The organism is Pseudomonas sp. TSRC2-2, assembly GCF_049897785.1.
GTDB lineage: Bacteria > Pseudomonadota > Gammaproteobacteria > Pseudomonadales > Pseudomonadaceae > Aquipseudomonas.
The window spans coordinates 513,921-533,544 of record NZ_JAFCWZ010000002.1 but is presented as its reverse complement, the minus strand read 5'-3'; the positions used below and the strand labels follow the sequence as shown (position 1 = coordinate 533,544).

Here is a 19,624-nt window from a genome sequence, read left to right as displayed (position 1 = left end):
GCCAGTTGGAATAAGAAAGGACTTCATGAAACGTCTGCTGCTAACTGCGGTTCTCACCGTATTGATGATCGCCGAAGTTCACGCCGAGTCCTTCACTATCTCTGATATTCGCGTCAATGGCCTCCAGCGGGTCTCCGCGGGTAGTGTCTTTGGTGCCTTGCCGTTGAACGTCGGCGAGCAGGCGGATGACCGCCGCCTGGTGGAATCCACTCGTGCGTTGTTCAAAACCGGTTTCTTTCAGGATATCCAGCTGGGCCGCGAAGGCAATGTCCTGGTGATCACCGTGGTTGAACGCCCATCCGTTGCCAGTATCGAGATCGAAGGCAACAAGGCGATTTCCACTGAAGACCTGATGAAAGGCCTCAAGCAATCCGGATTGTCCGAAGGCGAGATTTTCCAGCGTGCCACTCTCGAAGGTGTGCGCAACGAACTGCAACGTCAGTACGTCGCCCAAGGCCGCTATTCGGCTACCGTCGATACCGAAGTGGTCTCGCAGCCGCGTAACCGTGTGGGTCTGAAGGTGAAGATCAACGAGGGCACCGTTGCCGCCATTCAGCACATCAACGTGGTCGGTAACACGGTGTTCCCCGAGGAAGACCTGACCGACCTGTTCGAGTTGAAAACCACCAACTGGCTGTCGTTCTTCAAGAACGATGACAAATATGCTCGCGAAAAACTCTCCGGTGACCTGGAGCGTCTGCGCTCCTACTACCTGGACCGCGGCTACATCAACATGGACATCGCTTCGACCCAGGTATCGATTACCCCGGACAAGAAGCACGTCTACATCACCGTCAACGTGACCGAAGGCGAGAAGTACACCGTTCGTGACGTCAAGCTCAGCGGTGACCTGAAAGTTCCTGAAGACCAGATCAAGTCGCTGTTGCTGGTGCAGAAAGGCCAGGTGTTTTCGCGCAAGCTGATGACCACCACCTCCGAGCTGATCACTCGTCGTCTGGGTAACGAAGGTTACACCTTCGCCAACGTCAACGGCGTGCCACAGCCGCATGACGACGACCACACGGTAGACATTCTTTTCGCTGTCGATCCGGGCAAGCGTGCCTACGTCAACCGCATCAATTTCCGTGGCAACACCAAGTCCGAGGACGAAGTGCTGCGTCGTGAAATGCGTCAGATGGAAGGCGGCTGGGCTTCGACGTACCTGATCGACCAGTCCAAGACCCGTCTGGAGCGTCTGGGCTTCTTCAAGGAAGTCAACGTTGAGACGCCGGCTGTGCCGGGTGTCGATGACCAGGTCGACGTGAACTATGCCGTTGAGGAACAGGCGTCCGGTTCGATCACCGCCAGCGTTGGTTTTGCGCAGAGCGCCGGTCTCATCCTCGGTGGTTCGATCACCCAGAACAACTTCCTCGGTAGCGGTAACCGCGTCAGCATCGGTCTGACACGCAGCGAATACCAGAGCCGCTACAACTTTGGCTACGTTGACCCGTACTGGACCGCCGATGGCGTAAGCCTGGGTTACAACGCGTTCTATCGCACCACCGACTATGATGAACTCGATGCCGACATTTCCAGCTACGCGGTAGACAGTCTTGGTGCGGGCGTCAACGTCGGTTACCCGATCAGTGAGACTTCGCGTCTGACGTTCGGTCTGTCTGCCCAGCAGGACAAGATCAACACCGGTCGCTACACCGTTGACGAGATTTTCGACTTCGTTGAGAAAGAAGGCGACAACTACCTGAACTTCAAGGCCTCGGCCGGCTGGTCCGAGTCGACCCTGAACAAAGGCGTCCTGCCGACACGTGGTCGTTCCCAGAGCCTGACCCTGGAAACCACGCTTCCTGGTAGCGACCTGTCGTTCTTCAAACTTGATTACCGTGGTCAGTTGTTCCAGCCGATCACTGAAAACTACACCCTGCGCCTGCACTCCGAACTCGGTTATGGCGACGGCTACGGTTCGACCGATGGCTTGCCGTTCTATGAAAACTACTATGCCGGTGGTTTCAACTCGGTTCGTGGCTTCAAGGACAGCACCCTTGGCCCGCGCAGTACGCCGAGCCGCGGTGCAGCTGTAACGGGTAACTCGGGTACGCTTGCCGACCCGGATCAGGATCCGCTGCCATTCGGCGGTAACGTGTTGATTCAAGGTGGTGTTGAGCTGCTGTTCCCGCTGCCTTTCGTGAAAGACCAGCGCTCGCTGCGCACGTCCGTATTCTGGGACGTAGGTAACGTGTTCGATTCCAAGTGCGACAAGACGACCAACGCAGCCGCAGGGTCGACTTCCAGCACTCAATGCAACGACATCAGCCTGAGCAACATGGCCAGTTCCGTCGGTGTCGGCGTGACCTGGGTCACTGCACTGGGGCCGTTGAGCTTCGCCCTGGCGATGCCGATCAAGAAACCGGATGACGCTGAAACTCAAGTGTTCCAATTCTCCCTCGGCCAGACGTTCTAAGCGTCTGACCCAAGATAACGACAATGGATTTTGTAGGAGTGCATCGTGCGTAAGTTGACTCAATTGGTTCTCCTGGCCTCCGTACTGGTGGCAGGCCCGGCGTTCGCCGACATGAAAATTGCCGTGCTGAACTATCAGATGGCACTGCTGGAATCCGACGCGGCGAAGAAGTACGCGGTGGATGCAGAGAAGAAGTTCGGTCCGCAACTGACCAAACTGAAAACCTTGGAAAGCAGCGCCAAAGGCATTCAGGACCGTCTGATGGCCGGTGGTGACAAGATGCAGCAGGGCGAGCGCGAGCGTCTGGAGCTGGAATTCAAGCAAAAGGCCCGCGACTTCCAGTTCCAGTCCAAGGAACTGAACGAAGCCAAAGCTGTTGCCGACCGCGAAATGCTCAAGCAACTGAAGCCAAAGCTGGACGGCGCAGTGGAAGAAGTCATCAAGAAAGGTGGTTTTGACCTGGTGTTCGAGCGTGGTGCAGTTATCGATGTCAAACCTCAGTACGACATCACGCGCCAGGTTATCGAGCGCATGAATCAGCTGAAGTAACCCATGACTGTGACTATCAGGCTCGGCCAGTTGGCCGAGCACCTCGGCGCCACCCTGCGTGGCGACCCCGAGACGCAAATTACTGGGCTAGCCACTTTGCAAGAGGCTGGCCCAGCTCAGTTGAGCTTTCTGGCAAATCCCCAATACCGTAAATACCTTGCCGGTTCGAAGGCAGCTGCGCTGCTGCTCAAGGAAGCCGATGCCGAGGGCTTTGCCGGTAATGCTTTGGTGGTGCCGGATCCTTACCTGGCCTATGCGCGCATTTCGCACCTGTTCGATCCAAAGCCAAAAGCTGCCGCGGGTATTCACCCGACAGCGGTGATCGCGCCGGATGCGGTAGTTGACTCGAGTGCCAGCATCGGCCCGTTCGTGGTCATCGAAGCCGGTGCACGCATCGCTGCACGGGTAACGCTGGGCGCGCATTGCGTGGTCGGCGCTCGTAGCGAGATCGGTGAAGCAGGCTGGCTGGCTCCGCGCGTCACGCTGTATCACGATGTGCGTATCGGCAAGCGTGTGGTCATTCAGTCCGGTGCGGTGATTGGCGGTGAGGGCTTCGGCTTCGCCAACGAAAAAGGCGTCTGGCAGAAAATCGCCCAGATCGGTGGCGTGACCATCGGCGACGATGTCGAGATCGGCGTGAATACCGCCATCGACCGTGGCGCTCTGGCCGATACCGTGATTGGCAATGGCGTGAAGCTCGACAACCAGATTCAGATCGCACACAACGTCCAGGTCGGTGATCACACTGCCATGGCCGCGTGTGTCGGCATTTCGGGCAGCACCAAAATCGGCAAGCACTGCATGCTCGCCGGTGGTGTCGGTCTGGTCGGCCACATCGATATTTGCGACAACGTTTTCCTGACCGGGATGACCATGGTGACCCACTCGATTACCGAGCCAGGCGCCTATTCTTCCGGCACAGCCATGCAACCGGCGGCCGAATGGCGCAAAAGCGCGGCCCGTATCCGTCAGCTCGATGACATCGCGCGACGGTTGAAACAGCTGGAAAAGCGCGCTGGGGAAGTGACCCCTGACGGCAATGCTTCATCTGAAGGCTGATACCATTTCCATATCAAGTGTGCACAGCCTCTGGACTGCCTCCTTGATTTGCTAGAGGAGTGCGCGTCAGTCGCGCTCCCAATCTTTACATAGGCTTCCCCCTGAAATGATGGACATCAACGAGATTCGCGAATACCTGCCTCACCGTTACCCGTTCCTGCTGGTGGACCGGGTGGTGGAACTGGACACTGAAGGCAAGCGAATTCGCGCCTACAAGAATGTCAGCATCAATGAACCGTTTTTCAATGGTCACTTCCCTGCGCATCCAATCATGCCAGGCGTGCTGATCATCGAAGCGATGGCTCAGGCTGCCGGGATACTTGGTTTCAAGATGCTCGACGTCAAACCGGCCGACGGCACCCTGTATTACTTCGTCGGCTCCGACAAGCTGCGCTTCCGCCAGCCAGTCAAGCCGGGCGACCAGTTGATCCTTGAAGCGACCTTCATCAGTTGCAAGCGCAAGATCTGGAAGTTCGAGTGCCAGGCTTCGGTTGATGGCAAGCCGGTCTGCTCGGCAGAAATCATCTGTGCGGAACAGAAAGTATGAGTTTGATTGACCCTCGCGCAATCATCGATCCGTCCGCCGTTCTGGCTGACGGCGTCGAGGTCGGCCCGTGGTCGATCATCGGCGCAGGTGTGGAAATCGGCGAGGGTACCGTGATCGGGCCGCATGTGATCCTCAAGGGGCCGACCCGCATTGGTAAACACAATCGTATCTACCAGTTTTCCTCGGTAGGCGAAGACACCCCGGATCTGAAATACAAAGGCGAGGAAACCCGCCTGGTAATCGGTGACCACAACGTTATCCGCGAAGGCGTGACCATTCATCGTGGCACCGTTCAGGACCGTTCGGAAACCACTCTGGGTGATCACAACCTGATCATGGCCTATGCCCACATCGGTCACGACAGCGTCATCGGCAATCACTGCATTCTGGTCAACAACACTGCGCTGGCCGGACATGTACACGTGGACGACTGGGCGATTCTCTCCGGCTTCACTCTCGTTCATCAGTACTGCCACATTGGCGCGCACAGTTTTTCCGGCATGGGCACGGCGATCGGCAAGGACGTTCCGGCGTTCGTCACCGTATTCGGTAACCCGGCCGAAGCGCGCAGCATGAACTTCGAAGGCATGCGCCGCCGCGGTTTCAGCGAAGATGCAATCCACGCCCTGCGTCGTGCCTACAAGACGGTTTATCGCCAGGGCCTGACGGTCGAGCAGGCACTGGCCGAGCTGGCCGAGCCATCTGCGCAGTTCCCTGAAGTCGCCGTGTTCCGCGATTCGATCCAGGCATCGACTCGCGGCATCACCCGCTGATCATGGCCAGTCTGCGTATTGCGCTGGTGGCGGGTGAGGCTTCCGGTGACATCCTCGGCGCCGGCCTCATGCGTGCGCTCAAGGCTCAGCACCCGGCAGTCGAATTCATCGGTGTCGGCGGTCCGCTGATGCAGGCCGAAGGCCTGACTTCGTACTTTCCCATGGAACGCTTGTCGGTCATGGGATTGGTGGAAGTTCTGGGTCGGCTGCGTGAATTGCTCAAGCGCCGAAAAGAACTGATCGCCACGCTGATCGCCGCGAAGCCAGACGTGTTCATTGGCATCGACGCTCCGGATTTCAATCTCAATATCGAACTCAAGCTGCGTCAGGCCGGGATCAAAACCGTGCATTACGTCAGCCCGTCGGTGTGGGCATGGCGGCAAAAGCGCGTGCTGAAGATTCGTGAAGGCTGCGATCTGATGCTCACTCTGTTGCCGTTCGAAGCGAAGTTCTACGAAGAGAAAGGGGTGCCGGTGCGCTTCGTCGGTCACACCTTGGCCGATACCATTCCGCTTGAGGCTGATCGCGCCGCTGCACGTGCCGAGCTGGGCTTGCCCGACGGTCCGCTGGTCGCGCTGATGCCGGGCAGCCGTGGCGGTGAAGTCAGTCGCCTCGGCGCGCTGTTTCTGGATACCGCCGAACGTCTGCGCGACATGCGAGCGGGCGTGCGCTTTGTCATTCCTTGTGCCAATCCGGAGCGCCGCGTGCAACTTGAAGCGTTGCTCGCCGGCCGCGATTTGCCGGTGACGTTGCTCGATGGTAAATCGCATCTGGCCCTTGCCGCGTGCAACGCCGTGTTGATCGCATCGGGCACTGCTACCCTTGAAGCGCTGCTGTACAAACGGCCGATGGTGGTGGCGTATCGGCTGGCGCCGCTGACGTTCTGGATTCTCAAGCGCATGGTCAAAAGCCCGTACGTGTCGCTGCCCAACTTGCTCGCCCAGCGCTTGCTGGTGCCGGAGTTGTTACAGGATGATGCGACTGTCGAGGCGTTGGCACAGACGCTGTCGCCCTTGATCGATGACGGCGAGGAACAGACCCGCGGCTTCGACGAGATCCACCGCACGTTGCGGCGCGATGCTTCCAATCAGGCGGCGCAAGCCGTCCTCGACCTGATCGGCAAACCACAATGAGCAAGACAAGCATGCAGATGGGCCTGGATTTCACCCTGGTCGCCGAAGTCGACGAACTGGTCGCCGGTGTCGATGAAGTGGGGCGTGGCCCGTTGTGCGGCGCGGTGGTGACGGCGGCAGTGATTCTTGATCCGAATCGGCCGATTCTTGGCCTCGACGATTCGAAGAAACTCACCGAAGCCAAGCGCGAAAAGCTCTACGAAGAGATCTGCGAAAAGGCCCTGAGCTGGTGCATCGCCCGCGCCGAAGTCGAAGAAATCGATGATTTGAACATTCTGCACGCGACCATGCTGGCCATGCAGCGTGCGGTCGCCGGCCTGCACGTTCAGCCGAAACTGGCGATGATTGACGGCAACCGCTGCCCGCATTTGCCAATGCGCGCTGAAGCGGTGATTCAAGGTGACGGCAAGGTGCCGGCGATCGCAGCGGCGTCGATTCTGGCCAAGGTCAGTCGTGATCGCGAGATGGCGGCGTTCGAATTGATCTACCCGGGCTACGGCATTGGCGGCCATAAAGGCTACCCGACACCCGTTCATCTGGAAGCACTGGCGCGGCTCGGCCCGACGCCGATTCACCGTCGCTCTTTCGCCCCGGTGCGCCTGGCTTACGAGGCGCTGGAAAGCCTGACGCAGGTTTAGGCGCAAGGCTGATGTTTTAATTCAGGCCCGGTACAATCCGGGCCTCGTTGTCTTTATGTAACTGGACAGGATCACCATGCCGGCTTCATTCGTTCATCTACGCCTGCACACTGAATACTCCCTGGTCGACGGGCTGGTGCGAATCAAGCCGCTGGTCAAGGCGCTGACCGCCATGAACATGCCGGCGGTCGCGGTCACCGACCAGAACAACATGTGTTCCCTGGTCAAGTTCTATAAAAACGCCATGGGCGCCGGCATCAAGCCGATCTGCGGCGCCGACCTGTGGCTGGCGAACAAAGACCCGGATGCACCGCTGAGCCGCCTCAGCCTGCTGGTGATGAACGCTCAGGGTTATCGCAATCTCACCGAACTGATCTCGCGCGGGTTCATCGAAGGCCAGCGCAACGGCATGGTCATCGTCGAGCGCGAGTGGGTGGCCGAGGCCAGCGATGGCCTGATCATGCTGTCCGCCGCCAAAGAAGGCGAGATCGGCATGGCCATGATCGGCGGCAACCCGGCGGAAGCCGAAGCGCTGACTCGCGAGTGGATGGCCGTGTTCCCGGATCGCTTCTATCTTGAAATCCAGCGTACCAATCGCCCTAACGATGAAGAGCAACTGCACGGTGCCGTGGCCTTGGCCGACAAGCTGGGTGCGCCGCTGGTGGCGACCAACGATGTGCGCTTCATCAAGCAGGAAGACTTTGCTGCCCACGAAACCCGCGTATGCATCGGTGAAGGCCGCGCCCTTGACGATCCGCGCCGTTCGAAGAATTACAGCGATCAGCAATACCTCAAAAGCGCCGAGGAAATGCTCGAGCTGTTCAGCGATATCCCCGACGCGATCGAAAACACCGTCGAGATTGCCAAGCGCTGCAACATCGAAGTGAAGCTGGGCACGCACTTCCTGCCCAACTTCCCGATCCCCGATGGGATGACCATCGACGAATATTTCCGCAAGGTGTCCTTCGAAGGTCTTGAAGAACGCTTGGCAGTGCTGCTGCCCAAAGACACTACCGAAGACTACGAAGCCAAGCGTCAGGTCTATGTCGACCGCTTGAATTTCGAGCTGGATATCATCATCCAGATGGGCTTCCCCGGTTACTTCCTGATCGTGATGGACTTTATCCAGTGGGCCAAGAACAACGGTGTACCGGTAGGTCCGGGCCGGGGGTCGGGTGCCGGTTCGCTGGTGGCCTACGTACAGAAGATCACCGACCTCGACCCGCTGGAATATGACCTGCTGTTCGAACGTTTCCTCAACCCGGAGCGGGTTTCCATGCCCGACTTCGACGTCGACTTCTGCATGGACGGTCGCGACCGCGTGATCGACTACGTGGCCGAGAAATACGGCCGCAACGCGGTGAGCCAGATCATCACCTTCGGTTCCATGGCCGCCAAGGCTGTGGTGCGCGACGTGGCGCGGGTGCAGGGCAAGTCCTACGGACTGGCGGATCGTCTGTCGAAGATGATTCCGTTCGAAGTCGGCATGACCCTCGAAAAAGCCTACGAGCAGGAAGAGATCCTGCGTGACTTCATCAAGGTCGATGAAGAGGCCGCGGAAATCTGGGAGATGGCGCGCAAGCTCGAAGGCGTGGTGCGTAACGTCGGCAAGCACGCCGGTGGCGTGGTGATCGCACCGACCAAACTGACCGACTTCTCGCCAATCTATTGCGACGAGGCCGGTGACGGTCTGGTGACCCAGTTCGACAAGGATGACGTTGAAGCGGCCGGTCTGGTCAAGTTCGACTTCCTCGGCCTGCGAACCCTGACGATCATCGACTGGGCGTTGAAAACCATCAACCGCGACCGTGCCAAGGTCAACGAACCGCCGCTGGATATCGCGTTTATTCCGCTGGACGACAAACCGACTTACCAGTTGCTGCAAAAAGCCGAAACCACGGCGGTGTTCCAGCTTGAATCGCGGGGCATGAAAGAGCTGATCAAAAAGCTCAAGCCCGACTGCCTGGAAGACTTGATCGCTCTGGTAGCGCTGTTCCGTCCGGGCCCGCTGCAATCGGGCATGGTGGACGACTTCATCAACCGTAAGCACGGGCGCGCCGAGCTGGCCTATCCGCACTCGGACTACCAGTACGACGGCCTCAAGCCAGTCTTGGCGCCGACTTACGGCATCATCCTGTATCAGGAACAGGTGATGCAGATCGCTCAGGTCATGGCCGGTTACACCCTCGGTGGCGCGGACATGCTGCGTCGGGCGATGGGTAAGAAAAAGCCCGAGGAAATGGCCAAGCAGCGCGGCGGTTTCATTGAAGGTTGCGCGACCAACGGCATCGATGCCGACCTTGCCGGTAACATTTTCGACCTGGTGGAAAAATTCGCCGGTTACGGCTTCAACAAATCCCACTCCGCCGCCTACGGCCTGGTGTCATACCAGACCGCCTGGCTGAAAGCCCACTACCCGGCGCCGTTCATGGCCGCGGTACTTTCGGCGGATATGCACAACACCGACAAGGTCGTGACCTTGATCGAGGAAGTGCGGACGATGAAGCTGCGCCTCGACGCGCCGGACGTGAACACGTCGGAGTTCAAGTTCACGGTGAACGACGATGGCCGCATTGTTTATGGCCTCGGCGCGATCAAGGGTGTCGGTGAAGGTCCGGTGGAAGCAATTACCGAAGCGCGTCAGGCCGGTCCGTTCAAGGATCTGTTCGATTTCTGCGCGCGGGTCGACCTCAAGCGCATCAACAAGCGCACCCTCGACGGTTTGATTCGCAGCGGCGCGCTGGATCGCCTCGGCCCGTATTTCCACGACGAACAAAAGGCTTATCAGGCCAACATCGACCGCAACCGCGCTGTGCTGCTGGCGGCGATGGAAGAAGCGATCAAGGCGGCCGAGCAGACCGCGCGTACTCATGACTCGGGCCACGCCGACCTGTTTGGCGGTTTGTTCGTCGAGGCAGATGCCGACGTTTATGCGTCTCATCGCAAGGCCAAGGAGCTGACTCTCAAGGAACGTCTGAAGGGTGAAAAAGACACCCTGGGCCTGTACCTGACCGGTCACCCGATCGACGAATACGAAGGCGAGATCCGCCGTTTCGCCCGTCAGCGCATCATCGACCTGAAACCGGCCCGCGATACGCAGACTGTGGCGGGGATGATCATTGCCCTGCGGGTGATGAAGAACAAGAAGGGCGACAAGATGGGTTTCATCACCCTCGACGACCGCTCCGGGCGGATCGAAGCGTCGCTGTTTGCCGATGCGTTCCATTCGGCGCAATCGCTGCTGCAGACCGACGCGATGGTCGTGGTCGAAGGCGAGGTCAGCAACGACGACTTCTCCGGCGGCCTGCGCCTGCGGGTCAAGCGTGTGATGAGCATGGAAGATGCACGGACCAATCTGGCCGAGAGTCTGCGCCTGAAGCTGCACACCCAGGATCTCAAAGGCGATCAGCTACGCTGGTTGGGCGAATTGCTCAAGCGTCATCGCGGCGCGTGCCCGGTGACCATGGAATACACCAGCCCGGATGCGAAGACCTTGCTGCAGTTCGGCGAGACCTGGCGGATCGACCCGGCGGATGCGTTGATTCAAGCCCTGCGTGACCAGTTCGGGCGAGACAACGTCTTCCTCCAATACCGTTGACCGGCAGGCGCCATCATTGCGCTTGCCCGCAACCTGAATTTTTAATCTCGACCTTAGCGCGCCTCTCCCTTAAGGTAGGGCGCGAATAGACAACCGGCCGGCCCAAGCTCATTTGGGACACGACCCAAGACGGACGCCTATGAACCCGAATTTTCTAGATTTCGAACAGCCGATCGCCGACCTGCAAGCCAAGATCGAAGAGTTGCGCTTGGTCGGTAATGACAATTCGCTGAATATCGGCGATGAGATCTCCCGCCTGCAGGACAAGAGCAAGACGCTCACCGAAGACATCTTCGGCAAGCTGACCAGTTGGCAGATCGCACGTCTGGCGCGTCACCCGAAACGTCCTTACACCCTCGATTACATCGAGCACATCTTCACCGAGTTCGACGAACTGCACGGCGACCGTCATTTCTCCGACGACGCTGCTATTGTCGGCGGTATCGCCCGTCTGGAAGACCAGCCGGTGATGATCATCGGCCACCAGAAGGGCCGTGAAGTGCGCGAAAAAGTTCGCCGCAACTTCGGCATGCCGCGTCCGGAAGGCTACCGCAAGGCCTGCCGTCTGATGGAAATGGCTGAACGCTTCAAGATGCCGATCCTGACCTTTATCGACACCCCGGGTGCCTACCCTGGCATTGACGCTGAAGAGCGCAACCAGAGCGAAGCGATTGCCTGGAACCTGCGCGTGATGTCGCGTCTGAAGACCCCGATCATCGCCACCGTTATCGGTGAAGGTGGTTCCGGCGGGGCACTGGCCATCGGCGTTTGCGATCAGTTGAACATGCTGCAGTACTCGACCTACGCGGTGATCTCGCCGGAAGGTTGCGCATCGATCCTGTGGAAAACCGCCGAGAAAGCACCGGACGCCGCTGAGGCGATGGGCATTACCGCCGAGCGTCTGAAAGGCCTGGGCATCGTCGACAAGGTGATCGGCGAGCCGCTGGGCGGCGCGCACCGTGATCCGGCCGCTGCCGCTGCATCGATCCGCGCCGAGCTGAGCTCGCAACTGGCGATGCTCAAGCAGTTCGATAACGAAGCGCTGCTCAAGCGCCGTTATGATCGCCTGATGAGCTACGGTCTCTGATCGAACGCAATACCCATGTGGGAGCGGGCTTGCTCGCGAAAGCGGTATCACAGTCGACGAATGTGTTGAATGCTGAGACGCCTTCGCGAGCAAGCCCGCTCCCATATTTGATTGGGGCATAGAGGCGGATATGAGTCAGCGTTCGATGGATTTGCCTTCACGGCTTCTGCTGAACCTTGAGCCTTGGCGCAATGCCGCTCACTGGCGCATCGCCTTCTCCGGCGGTCTCGACTCCACCGTCCTGCTGCATCTGCTCGCCACCTTGGCGAAAACCGAATCCCTCCCTGCGCTGAGCGCCATCCATATCCATCACGGCCTTCAGGCTGCGGGCGATGCGTGGCCGCAACATTGCCAGGCCGTCTGCGATGCGCTGGATATCTCTTTGCAAGTGGAGCGGGTAAGCGTGAAGGAGGGGGCGAGCCTGGAGCGGGCGGCGCGGGATGCGCGTTATGCCGTCTTCAGTTCGCTGACGCAAGCCGATGACGTGTTGCTGACCGGTCAGCACCGCGACGACCAAGCGGAAACGCTGCTGTTTCGGCTGTTGCGCGGCGCGGGTGTGCGCGGACTTGGCGGGATGCCGCAGCAGCGCCCCGTGGGGCAGGGCACACTGGTTCGACCGTTGCTGAATATCAGCCGCGTTGAGCTGGAACGTTATGCGCAGGCGCATCAGTTGCGCTGGGTCGATGACCCGTCGAACCAGGATCGCCAGTTTTCGCGCAACTATCTGCGCCACCAAGTCATGCCGGTGCTGACCGAGCGCTGGCCACAAGCGCAAGCGAGCATGGCGCGCACGGTTGCGCATCTGCGTGAGGCGCAGGGCTTGCTCGATGAGCTGGCGCAAATGGATCTGGCGCAGGCCCGCACGGCGCATGATTTCCAATGGTTGGGTTTATTCTCGCTGGATTTGGCGCCGCTGGCCGCGCTATCTCCGGCTCGTCAGCGCAACGCCCTCAGCCATTGGCTCCAGCCTTTGACTCGTTTGCCGGACGCTGACCACTGGTCGGGCTGGACCGACCTGTGCGACGCCGCTACCGATGCTTCGCCCATCTGGCATCTGGCTGATGGCGAACTGCACCGCAGCGCGGGTCGGGTATGGTGGCTGAGTGGCGAATGGCTGCGCGCGCCAATCATCGGCACTGACTGGCAGACCCCGTCGAGGGCGCTACGCTTGGCCGATAACGGCCGTGTGCGGTTCGACGGGGCGGCGCCATCCGGGCCGTTGCGCATTGCTTATCGGCAGGGCGGTGAGGTGATGCAACTGGCCGAGCGTGGCCGCCGTGATCTCAAGCGTCTGCTCAACGAACGCGCTGTGCCGGGGTTCGTCCGTGGCAGATTGCCGCTGCTGTTTCGCGGCGATGAACTGCTCGCCGTGGCGAACCTGCCGGGTCTGGATGGTCAGATGCACGAAGGCTGGACGTTGCGCTGGCAGCCAACAGACGAAGATCAAGGTTTGAGCTGAAAGGAGCATTCCGGTAGACTACGCTCCCTTCTTGATACAACTTCTGTGGATTCGCCTGAATTGCAGGAGTTGCCGATTACCAAGCAGTCTTTGCTGGGCGATTCCAAAAAATGTGTAGCGAGCAACGTACCGGTGTTTCATCTGCCGGTCTGTCACAACGCGGCGGTTTTTTCGAAAGGTGCACTGTGATTAATGCAGGTGATCGGGGGCTTCGGCCTTCCTTCGCTTTCCCCGGCGGCTCGTTCCGCTTTAACGCAGACTTCTAGGGTTTTTCATGACGCGCTACATATTCGTCACGGGCGGTGTTGTTTCTTCATTGGGGAAAGGCATTGCCTCGGCTTCATTGGCGGCTATCCTGGAGGCGCGGGGGCTTAAGGTCACCATGCTGAAGCTGGATCCGTACATCAACGTCGATCCAGGCACCATGAGTCCGTTCCAGCACGGTGAAGTGTTCGTCACCCACGATGGCGCCGAGACCGACCTGGACCTGGGTCACTACGAGCGGTTCATCCGCACGACCATGACCCAGAACAACAACTTCACCACTGGCCGTGTCTACGAGCACGTGCTGCGCAAAGAGCGCCGTGGTGACTACCTGGGTGCAACCATCCAGGTGATCCCGCACATCACCGACGAAATCAAGCGCCGCATCATCAAGGGTGCCGGTGACGCAGACGTGGCGATGGTCGAAATCGGTGGCACCGTCGGTGACATCGAGTCGCAACCATTCCTCGAAGCCATCCGCCAGTTGCGTTTCGAAGTCGGCGCCAAGCGCGCGATGCTGATGCACCTGACGCTGGTGCCGTACATCGCCACCGCTGGCGAAACCAAGACCAAACCGACCCAGCACTCCGTCAAGGAACTGCGTTCGATCGGTCTGCAGCCAGACGTGCTGGTGTGCCGCTCCGATCACCCGATCGACGTGTCCTCGCGTCGCAAGATCGCGCAGTTCACCAACGTTGAAGAACGTGCGGTGATCGCCCTGGAAGACGCCGACACCATCTACAAGATCCCGGGCATCCTGCATTCGCAGGGTCTGGACGATTTCGTCGTTGAGCGTTTCGGTCTGCAGTGCGGCAGCGCTGACCTGTCCGAGTGGGACGCGGTGGTCGATGCCAAGCTGAACCCGGAACACGAAGTGACCATCGCCATGGTCGGCAAGTACATGGAACTGCTCGACGCCTACAAGTCGCTGATCGAAGCGATGAGTCACGCCGGCATCAGCAACCGCACCAAGGTCAACCTGCGCTACATCGACTCCGAAGACATCGAGAACCAGGGCACTGCGCTGCTCGAAGGTGTCGACGCGATTCTGGTGCCGGGCGGGTTCGGTCTGCGTGGCGTGGAAGGCAAGATCACTGCTGTTCAGTACGCTCGTGAAAACAAGGTTCCGTACCTCGGTATCTGCCTGGGCATGCAAGTGGCGGTCATCGAATTCGCCCGTAACGTACTGGGCTGGAAAGATGCCAACTCCACCGAGTTCGATCGTGCCAGCGGCCATCCGGTTGTCGGTCTGATCACCGAGTGGGAAGACGCCACCGGCGCTGTCGAAGTGCGTACCGAAGCGTCCGATCTGGGCGGCACCATGCGCCTCGGCGCCCAGGATTGCCTGCTCGAGCCGGGCTCCAAAGTTCACGACTGCTACGGCAAGGACGTGATTGTCGAGCGCCACCGTCACCGTTACGAAGTGAACAACAACCTGCTGCCGCAGATCATTGAAGCCGGCCTGAAAATCTCCGGTCGTTCCGCCGATGCCGCGCTGGTCGAAGTGGTCGAAGCGCCGGATCATCCATGGTTCGTCGCCTGCCAGTTCCACCCAGAGTTCACCTCGACACCACGCGACGGCCACCCGCTGTTCAGCGGTTTTGTCAAAGCCGCGTTGGCTCAACACCAGAAGAAGGCGTAACCCGATGGCACAGAAGATCATCCGCGTCGGCGACATCGAGATTGCCAACGACAAACCCATGGTCCTGTTCGGCGGCATGAACGTGCTGGAAAGCCGTGACATGGCCATGCAGGTTTGCGAGGAGTACGTAAAGGTCACCGAAAAACTCGGTATCCCGTACGTGTTCAAAGCCAGCTTCGACAAGGCCAACCGTTCTTCTGTGACTTCGTATCGCGGTCCTGGCCTGGAAGAGGGCATGCGCATCTTCCAGGACATCAAGCAAGCCTTCGGCGTGCCGATCATCACCGACGTTCACGAGCCGGATCAGGCTGCGGTCGTCGCTGAGGTCTGCGACATCATTCAACTGCCGGCCTTCCTGTCGCGCCAGACCGATCTGGTCGTCGCGATGGCCAAGACCAACGCAGTGATCAACATCAAGAAAGCCCAGTTCCTTGCGCCTCAGGAAATGAAACACATCCTGAACAAGTGCGTGGAAGCCGGTAACGATCAGTTGATCCTCTGCGAGCGCGGTTCGAGCTTCGGCTACAACAACCTCGTGGTCGATATGCTCGGCTTCGGCATCATGAAGCAGTTCGAATACCCGGTGTTCTTCGACGTGACCCACTCGCTGCAAATGCCCGGCGGTCGTTCCGACTCCGCCGGCGGTCGCCGCGCGCAGGTCACCGATCTGGCCAAGGCCGGCATGAGCCAGTCGCTGGCGGGGCTGTTCCTCGAAGCGCACCCGGATCCGGACAACGCCAAATGCGACGGCCCTTGTGCCTTGCGTCTGGACAAACTGGAGCCATTCCTGGCCCAGCTCAAAGCTCTGGATGAACTGGTGAAGAGTTTTCCGACGGTAGAAACCGCGTAACGCTCGATTCTCCGGTAAAGTACCGCACGATTTGTCGCTCAGGCCTTCGGGCTTGAGCGCTGTCGTCTGCAAGTCTGCCCGCTGTACCTCGCTTGCCGACGATAAAGATTTCCTCTAGCTGCGTCGTTTTCGTCAACTTTGGAGTGTTTACAACAATGGCAAAAATCGTCGACATCAAAGGTCGTGAAGTTCTCGACTCCCGTGGCAATCCCACCGTGGAAGCGGACGTGCTTCTCGACAACGGCATCATCGGCAGCGCCTGCGCGCCGTCCGGTGCATCCACTGGCTCGCGTGAAGCACTCGAGCTGCGTGATGGCGACAAGAGCCGTTACCTGGGCAAGGGCGTGCTCAAGGCGGTAGCCAACATCAATGGTCCGATCCGCGATCTGCTGCTGGGCACCGACCCAAGCGACCAGAAAGCCCTTGACCACGCGATGATCAAGCTCGACGGTACCGAAAACAAGGCAATCCTGGGCGCCAACGCCATTCTCGCGGTGTCCCTGGCTGCGGCCAAGGCGGCTGCGCAGGATCAGGACCTGCCGCTGTACGCACACATCGCCAACCTCAACGGCACCCCAGGTGTGTACTCGATGCCGGTGCCGATGATGAACATCATCAACGGTGGCGAGCACGCCGATAACAACGTCGACATCCAGGAATTCATGGTGCAGCCGGTTGGCGCCAAGTCGTTCTCGGAAGGTCTGCGCATGGGCACCGAGATTTTCCATCACTTGAAAGCTGTGCTGAAGGCCCGTGGCCTGAGCACTGCGGTGGGCGACGAAGGCGGTTTCGCACCGAACCTGGCGTCTAACGAAGACGCGCTGAAAGTGATCTCCGAAGCCGTGGCCAACGCCGGTTACAAGCTGGGCACCGACGTGACGCTGGCGCTGGACTGCGCCGCGAGCGAGTTCTACGAAGACGGCAATTACAACCTGTCCGGCGAAGGCCAGGTGTTCACTGCTGAAGGTTTCGCCGACTACCTCAAAGGTCTGACCGAGCGTTACCCGATCATCTCGATCGAAGACGGTCTGGACGAGTCCGACTGGGCTGGCTGGAAAATCCTCACCGACAAGATCGGCGAGAAGACTCAGCTGGTAGGCGACGACCTGTTCGTGACCAACACCAAGATCCTGAAAGAGGGCATCGATAAAAAGATCGCCAACTCGATCCTGATCAAGTTCAACCAGATCGGCACCCTGACCGAAACCCTGGAAGCCATTCAGATGGCCAAGGCTGCCGGCTACACCGCCGTGATCTCGCACCGCTCCGGCGAAACCGAAGATTCGACCATTGCCGACCTGGCCGTGGGCACCTCGGCTGGCCAGATCAAGACCGGTTCGCTGTGCCGCTCCGACCGTGTTTCCAAGTACAACCAACTGCTGCGTATCGAAGAGCAGTTGAACGGCAAGGCCAAGTACAACGGTCGCGCCGAGTTTCGCGGTTAAGCGCAACCTGATCAAAGGACACCGGATTGTGTCGGAAAAGTCGTGACAGCGATGGATTTGCCACTAATCTGATGCCTTAAGCACAAGCCTGGACCTTTCCAGGCTTCGTGCTATCAGATGCTGCAACATTATGCGTGGCTGTCTTTTTTCACTGGATACCTGATATTCGATGCGCAGTCCTTACTGGTTGTTTCTTGTTTTGCTCTTGCTGCTGGCCGGTCTGCAGTACCGCCTGTGGGTGGGCAATGGCAGTCTGGCGCAGGTCGCCGAGCTGAAACAGCAGATCGCCGATCAACATGCCGAAAACGAAGGCCTGCTGGAGCGCAACCGGGTGATGGACGCTGAAGTCAGCGAGTTGAAAAAAGGCATGGAGACCGTTGAAGAGCGGGCTCGTCACGAACTGGGCATGGTCAAGGACGGCGAAACCCTTTACCAGTTGGCCCAATGATCGATTCCCTGCCGGCCTTCTGGGCCGTGATTCCTGCCGCGGGCGTCGGTGCCCGAATGGCCGCGGACCGTCCCAAGCAATACCTGCAACTGGGCGGGCGCACAATTCTCGAACACAGCCTCGGCTGTTTCCTCGATCATCCGAGCCTCAAGGGGCTGGTGGTCAGTCTTGCTGTAGACGATCCTTATTGGCCTAACCTGGCTTGCGTCAGCGATCCGCGCATTCAACGGGTGGACGGCGGGGGCGAGCGTTCAGGCTCGGTGCTCAATGCCTTGTTGCATTTGCATGCGCAGGGTGCCGGTGATGAGGACTGGGTGCTGGTGCACGATGCGGCGCGGCCGAATCTGAGTCGCGATGATCTCGACAAGTTGTTGACCGAGCTGGCGGATGACCCGGTCGGTGGTCTGTTGGCGGTGCCCGCCCGGGATACGCTCAAGCGCGTCGATAAAAACGGTCGTGTGGTTGAAACGGTGGATCGCAGCGTTATCTGGCAGGCCTATACCCCACAGATGTTTCGCCTCGGCGCGTTGCATCGGGCGTTGGCGGACAGTCTGGTGGCTGATGCGGTGATTACTGACGAAGCGTCGGCAATGGAGTGGGCGGGGCTGGCACCGCGTCTGATTGAAGGGCGGGCGGACAACCTTAAGGTGACCCGGCCGGAAGATCTGGAGTGGTTGCGCCAGCGTTGGGCTAACCGCCATTAAAGGCCAAAAGATCGCAGCCTTCGGCAGCTCCTGCAGGGGAATGCGATCTCCTGTAAGAGCTGCCGAAGGCTGCGATCTTTTGACTTTTCAATCCCGATATTCCGGGCGCTCAGTCAACCCCTCCTTCAAATAATCCACCAACTTGCGCACCTTCGGCGACAAATGTCGTTGTTGCGGATACAACGCCCACACCGCCGTGTTCGGTGGCTGATGCGCCTCCAGCAAAGAAATCAACGTGCCCCTGTGCAAATGCTCAAGCACGTAATAATCCGGCAGTTGACACAAACCCACCCCCTGCAGCGCCGCATCCAGCACCGCCTGTCCACTGTTGCAACGCCAGTTACCCTGCACGCGTTGGGAAAATTCGCGGCCGTTCTGCTCCAGTTGCCAGATATCCGAACTGCCGATCAGGCAATTGTGCCGACTCAATTCCGACAAGCTGTGTGGGCGCCCGTACCTTTCCAGGTAGGACGGGGACGCGCACAGATACATCCTTCGGGGCGCGAGCCGGGTGGCGACCAATCGCGAATCCTGTAAGCGGCCAAGGCGAATCGCCAGATCCAGCCCTTCATGTACCAGATCCAGTTGACGATTACTCAGCTCGATATCAATGCGTAACTGTGGATGAAGGCCCATGAACCGCGTCACCAGCGGCACGATGAAGCGCTCGCCATACGCCACGGCACACGTCATGCGCAGCATGCCTTTCGGTTCACTGGCCAAATCGCCTACCGCGCGCAAGGCTTCCTCGCGACCGTCCTGCAGACGCTGGCAATGTTGCAGGAAGGTTTGCCCAGCTTCGGTCAATGTTACCCGTCGAGTACTGCGATAGAGCAAGCGCGTCTGTAAGCGCTCCTCCAGTCGTACGATTTGTCGACTGATGTGCGAGGAAGAAACCCCAAGGCGTTCGGCCGCTGCGGTGAATTGGCTGCACTCGGCGACCGCGACAAATTCATCGATGCCTTCCCAACGGTTTTCGGACATTGGATTATCCCTGCACAGCAATAATATT

Annotated in this window: 16 protein-coding genes; 15 read left to right on the top strand and 1 reads right to left on the bottom strand. The window is 59.3% G+C overall.

What is annotated here, in order from left to right; genetic code table 11:
- Nucleotides 1-25 precede the first annotated feature (25 nt).
- From bamA to ispD, 15 genes are all read left to right on the top strand, one after another.
- Nucleotides 26-2,416 carry an outer membrane protein assembly factor BamA gene (bamA, locus tag ACP7D9_RS05575; RefSeq protein ID WP_101157874.1) on the top strand — a complete coding sequence of 797 codons (2,391 nt, stop codon included), beginning with the start codon at nucleotides 26-28 and terminating at the stop codon, nucleotides 2,414-2,416.
- 45 nt (nucleotides 2,417-2,461) lie between these two features.
- Nucleotides 2,462-2,965, top strand: a complete 504-nt coding sequence (locus ACP7D9_RS05570) for an OmpH family outer membrane protein (protein ID WP_042557882.1) — start codon at nucleotides 2,462-2,464, stop codon at nucleotides 2,963-2,965.
- Nucleotides 2,966-2,968: 3 nt separating this feature from the next.
- The gene (lpxD, locus tag ACP7D9_RS05565; protein ID WP_426156082.1) at nucleotides 2,969-4,024 is read left to right on the top strand and encodes a UDP-3-O-(3-hydroxymyristoyl)glucosamine N-acyltransferase; all 1,056 of its coding nucleotides are present in this window, start codon (nucleotides 2,969-2,971) and stop codon (nucleotides 4,022-4,024) included.
- 106 nt (nucleotides 4,025-4,130) lie between these two features.
- Nucleotides 4,131-4,571: a 3-hydroxyacyl-ACP dehydratase FabZ gene (fabZ, locus tag ACP7D9_RS05560; protein ID WP_016771469.1), complete on the top strand. Its 441-nt coding sequence runs from the start codon at nucleotides 4,131-4,133 to the stop codon at nucleotides 4,569-4,571.
- The gene (lpxA, locus tag ACP7D9_RS05555; protein WP_016771468.1) at nucleotides 4,568-5,344 is read left to right on the top strand and encodes an acyl-ACP--UDP-N-acetylglucosamine O-acyltransferase; all 777 of its coding nucleotides are present in this window, start codon (nucleotides 4,568-4,570) and stop codon (nucleotides 5,342-5,344) included. The genes fabZ and lpxA overlap by 4 nt, the downstream gene beginning before the upstream one ends.
- 2 nt (nucleotides 5,345-5,346) lie before the next feature.
- On the top strand, nucleotides 5,347-6,477 hold the full coding sequence (gene lpxB / locus ACP7D9_RS05550; RefSeq protein WP_101157877.1) for a lipid-A-disaccharide synthase: 1,131 nt from the start codon (nucleotides 5,347-5,349) through the stop codon (nucleotides 6,475-6,477).
- Between the two features lie 11 nt (nucleotides 6,478-6,488).
- The gene (rnhB, locus tag ACP7D9_RS05545) at nucleotides 6,489-7,115 is read left to right on the top strand and encodes a ribonuclease HII (RefSeq protein ID WP_426156182.1); all 627 of its coding nucleotides are present in this window, start codon (nucleotides 6,489-6,491) and stop codon (nucleotides 7,113-7,115) included.
- A 76-nt stretch (nucleotides 7,116-7,191) separates the two neighbouring features.
- A complete protein-coding gene (dnaE, locus tag ACP7D9_RS05540; protein WP_426156079.1) occupies nucleotides 7,192-10,713 on the top strand; it encodes a DNA polymerase III subunit alpha in 3,522 nt (1,173 codons plus the stop codon).
- A gap of 139 nt (nucleotides 10,714-10,852) precedes the next feature.
- Nucleotides 10,853-11,800: an acetyl-CoA carboxylase carboxyltransferase subunit alpha gene (locus tag ACP7D9_RS05535; RefSeq protein ID WP_126360655.1), complete on the top strand. Its 948-nt coding sequence runs from the start codon at nucleotides 10,853-10,855 to the stop codon at nucleotides 11,798-11,800.
- Nucleotides 11,801-11,930: 130 nt separating this feature from the next.
- Nucleotides 11,931-13,259 (top strand): tRNA lysidine(34) synthetase TilS, encoded by a 1,329-nt coding sequence (gene tilS / locus ACP7D9_RS05530; protein ID WP_426156077.1) that lies wholly within the window; start codon nucleotides 11,931-11,933, stop codon nucleotides 13,257-13,259.
- Between the two features lie 274 nt (nucleotides 13,260-13,533).
- Nucleotides 13,534-15,165, top strand: a complete 1,632-nt coding sequence (locus tag ACP7D9_RS05525; protein WP_016771462.1) for a CTP synthase — start codon at nucleotides 13,534-13,536, stop codon at nucleotides 15,163-15,165.
- 4 nt (nucleotides 15,166-15,169) lie between these two features.
- The gene (gene kdsA / locus ACP7D9_RS05520) at nucleotides 15,170-16,015 is read left to right on the top strand and encodes a 3-deoxy-8-phosphooctulonate synthase (protein ID WP_007954807.1); all 846 of its coding nucleotides are present in this window, start codon (nucleotides 15,170-15,172) and stop codon (nucleotides 16,013-16,015) included.
- A 155-nt stretch (nucleotides 16,016-16,170) separates the two neighbouring features.
- The gene (gene eno / locus ACP7D9_RS05515) at nucleotides 16,171-17,460 is read left to right on the top strand and encodes a phosphopyruvate hydratase (protein WP_426156075.1); all 1,290 of its coding nucleotides are present in this window, start codon (nucleotides 16,171-16,173) and stop codon (nucleotides 17,458-17,460) included.
- 169 nt (nucleotides 17,461-17,629) lie between these two features.
- Nucleotides 17,630-17,908, top strand: a complete 279-nt coding sequence (ftsB, locus tag ACP7D9_RS05510; RefSeq protein ID WP_007964293.1) for a cell division protein FtsB — start codon at nucleotides 17,630-17,632, stop codon at nucleotides 17,906-17,908.
- A complete protein-coding gene (gene ispD, locus ACP7D9_RS05505) occupies nucleotides 17,905-18,612 on the top strand; it encodes a 2-C-methyl-D-erythritol 4-phosphate cytidylyltransferase (RefSeq protein WP_101157887.1) in 708 nt (235 codons plus the stop codon). The genes ftsB and ispD overlap by 4 nt, the downstream gene beginning before the upstream one ends.
- Before the next feature lie 87 nt (nucleotides 18,613-18,699).
- Here the strand turns inward: ispD and ACP7D9_RS05500 are convergent, their stop codons facing one another.
- Nucleotides 18,700-19,596 carry a LysR substrate-binding domain-containing protein gene (locus ACP7D9_RS05500; protein ID WP_397480229.1) on the bottom strand — a complete coding sequence of 299 codons (897 nt, stop codon included), beginning with the start codon at nucleotides 19,594-19,596 and terminating at the stop codon, nucleotides 18,700-18,702.
- Between the last annotated feature and the right edge of the window lie 28 nt (nucleotides 19,597-19,624).

What these genes read in the sequence shown, in the direction of transcription:
- bamA (WP_101157874.1), top strand. Translation starts at nt 26, where the DNA reads ATGAAACGTCTGCTGCTAACTGCGGTTCTCACCGTATTGATGATCGCC.
- lpxD (WP_426156082.1), top strand. Translation starts at nt 2,969, where the DNA reads ATGACTGTGACTATCAGGCTCGGCCAGTTGGCCGAGCACCTCGGCGCC.
- fabZ (WP_016771469.1), top strand. Translation starts at nt 4,131, where the DNA reads ATGATGGACATCAACGAGATTCGCGAATACCTGCCTCACCGTTACCCG.
- lpxA (WP_016771468.1), top strand. Translation starts at nt 4,568, where the DNA reads ATGAGTTTGATTGACCCTCGCGCAATCATCGATCCGTCCGCCGTTCTG.
- lpxB (WP_101157877.1), top strand. Translation starts at nt 5,347, where the DNA reads ATGGCCAGTCTGCGTATTGCGCTGGTGGCGGGTGAGGCTTCCGGTGAC.
- rnhB (WP_426156182.1), top strand. Translation starts at nt 6,489, where the DNA reads ATGCAGATGGGCCTGGATTTCACCCTGGTCGCCGAAGTCGACGAACTG.
- dnaE (WP_426156079.1), top strand. Translation starts at nt 7,192, where the DNA reads ATGCCGGCTTCATTCGTTCATCTACGCCTGCACACTGAATACTCCCTG.
- ACP7D9_RS05535 (WP_126360655.1), top strand. Translation starts at nt 10,853, where the DNA reads ATGAACCCGAATTTTCTAGATTTCGAACAGCCGATCGCCGACCTGCAA.
- tilS (WP_426156077.1), top strand. Translation starts at nt 11,931, where the DNA reads ATGAGTCAGCGTTCGATGGATTTGCCTTCACGGCTTCTGCTGAACCTT.
- ACP7D9_RS05525 (WP_016771462.1), top strand. Translation starts at nt 13,534, where the DNA reads ATGACGCGCTACATATTCGTCACGGGCGGTGTTGTTTCTTCATTGGGG.
- kdsA (WP_007954807.1), top strand. Translation starts at nt 15,170, where the DNA reads ATGGCACAGAAGATCATCCGCGTCGGCGACATCGAGATTGCCAACGAC.
- eno (WP_426156075.1), top strand. Translation starts at nt 16,171, where the DNA reads ATGGCAAAAATCGTCGACATCAAAGGTCGTGAAGTTCTCGACTCCCGT.
- ftsB (WP_007964293.1), top strand. Translation starts at nt 17,630, where the DNA reads ATGCGCAGTCCTTACTGGTTGTTTCTTGTTTTGCTCTTGCTGCTGGCC.
- ispD (WP_101157887.1), top strand. Translation starts at nt 17,905, where the DNA reads ATGATCGATTCCCTGCCGGCCTTCTGGGCCGTGATTCCTGCCGCGGGC.
- ACP7D9_RS05500 (WP_397480229.1), bottom strand. Translation starts at nt 19,596, where the DNA reads ATGTCCGAAAACCGTTGGGAAGGCATCGATGAATTTGTCGCGGTCGCC.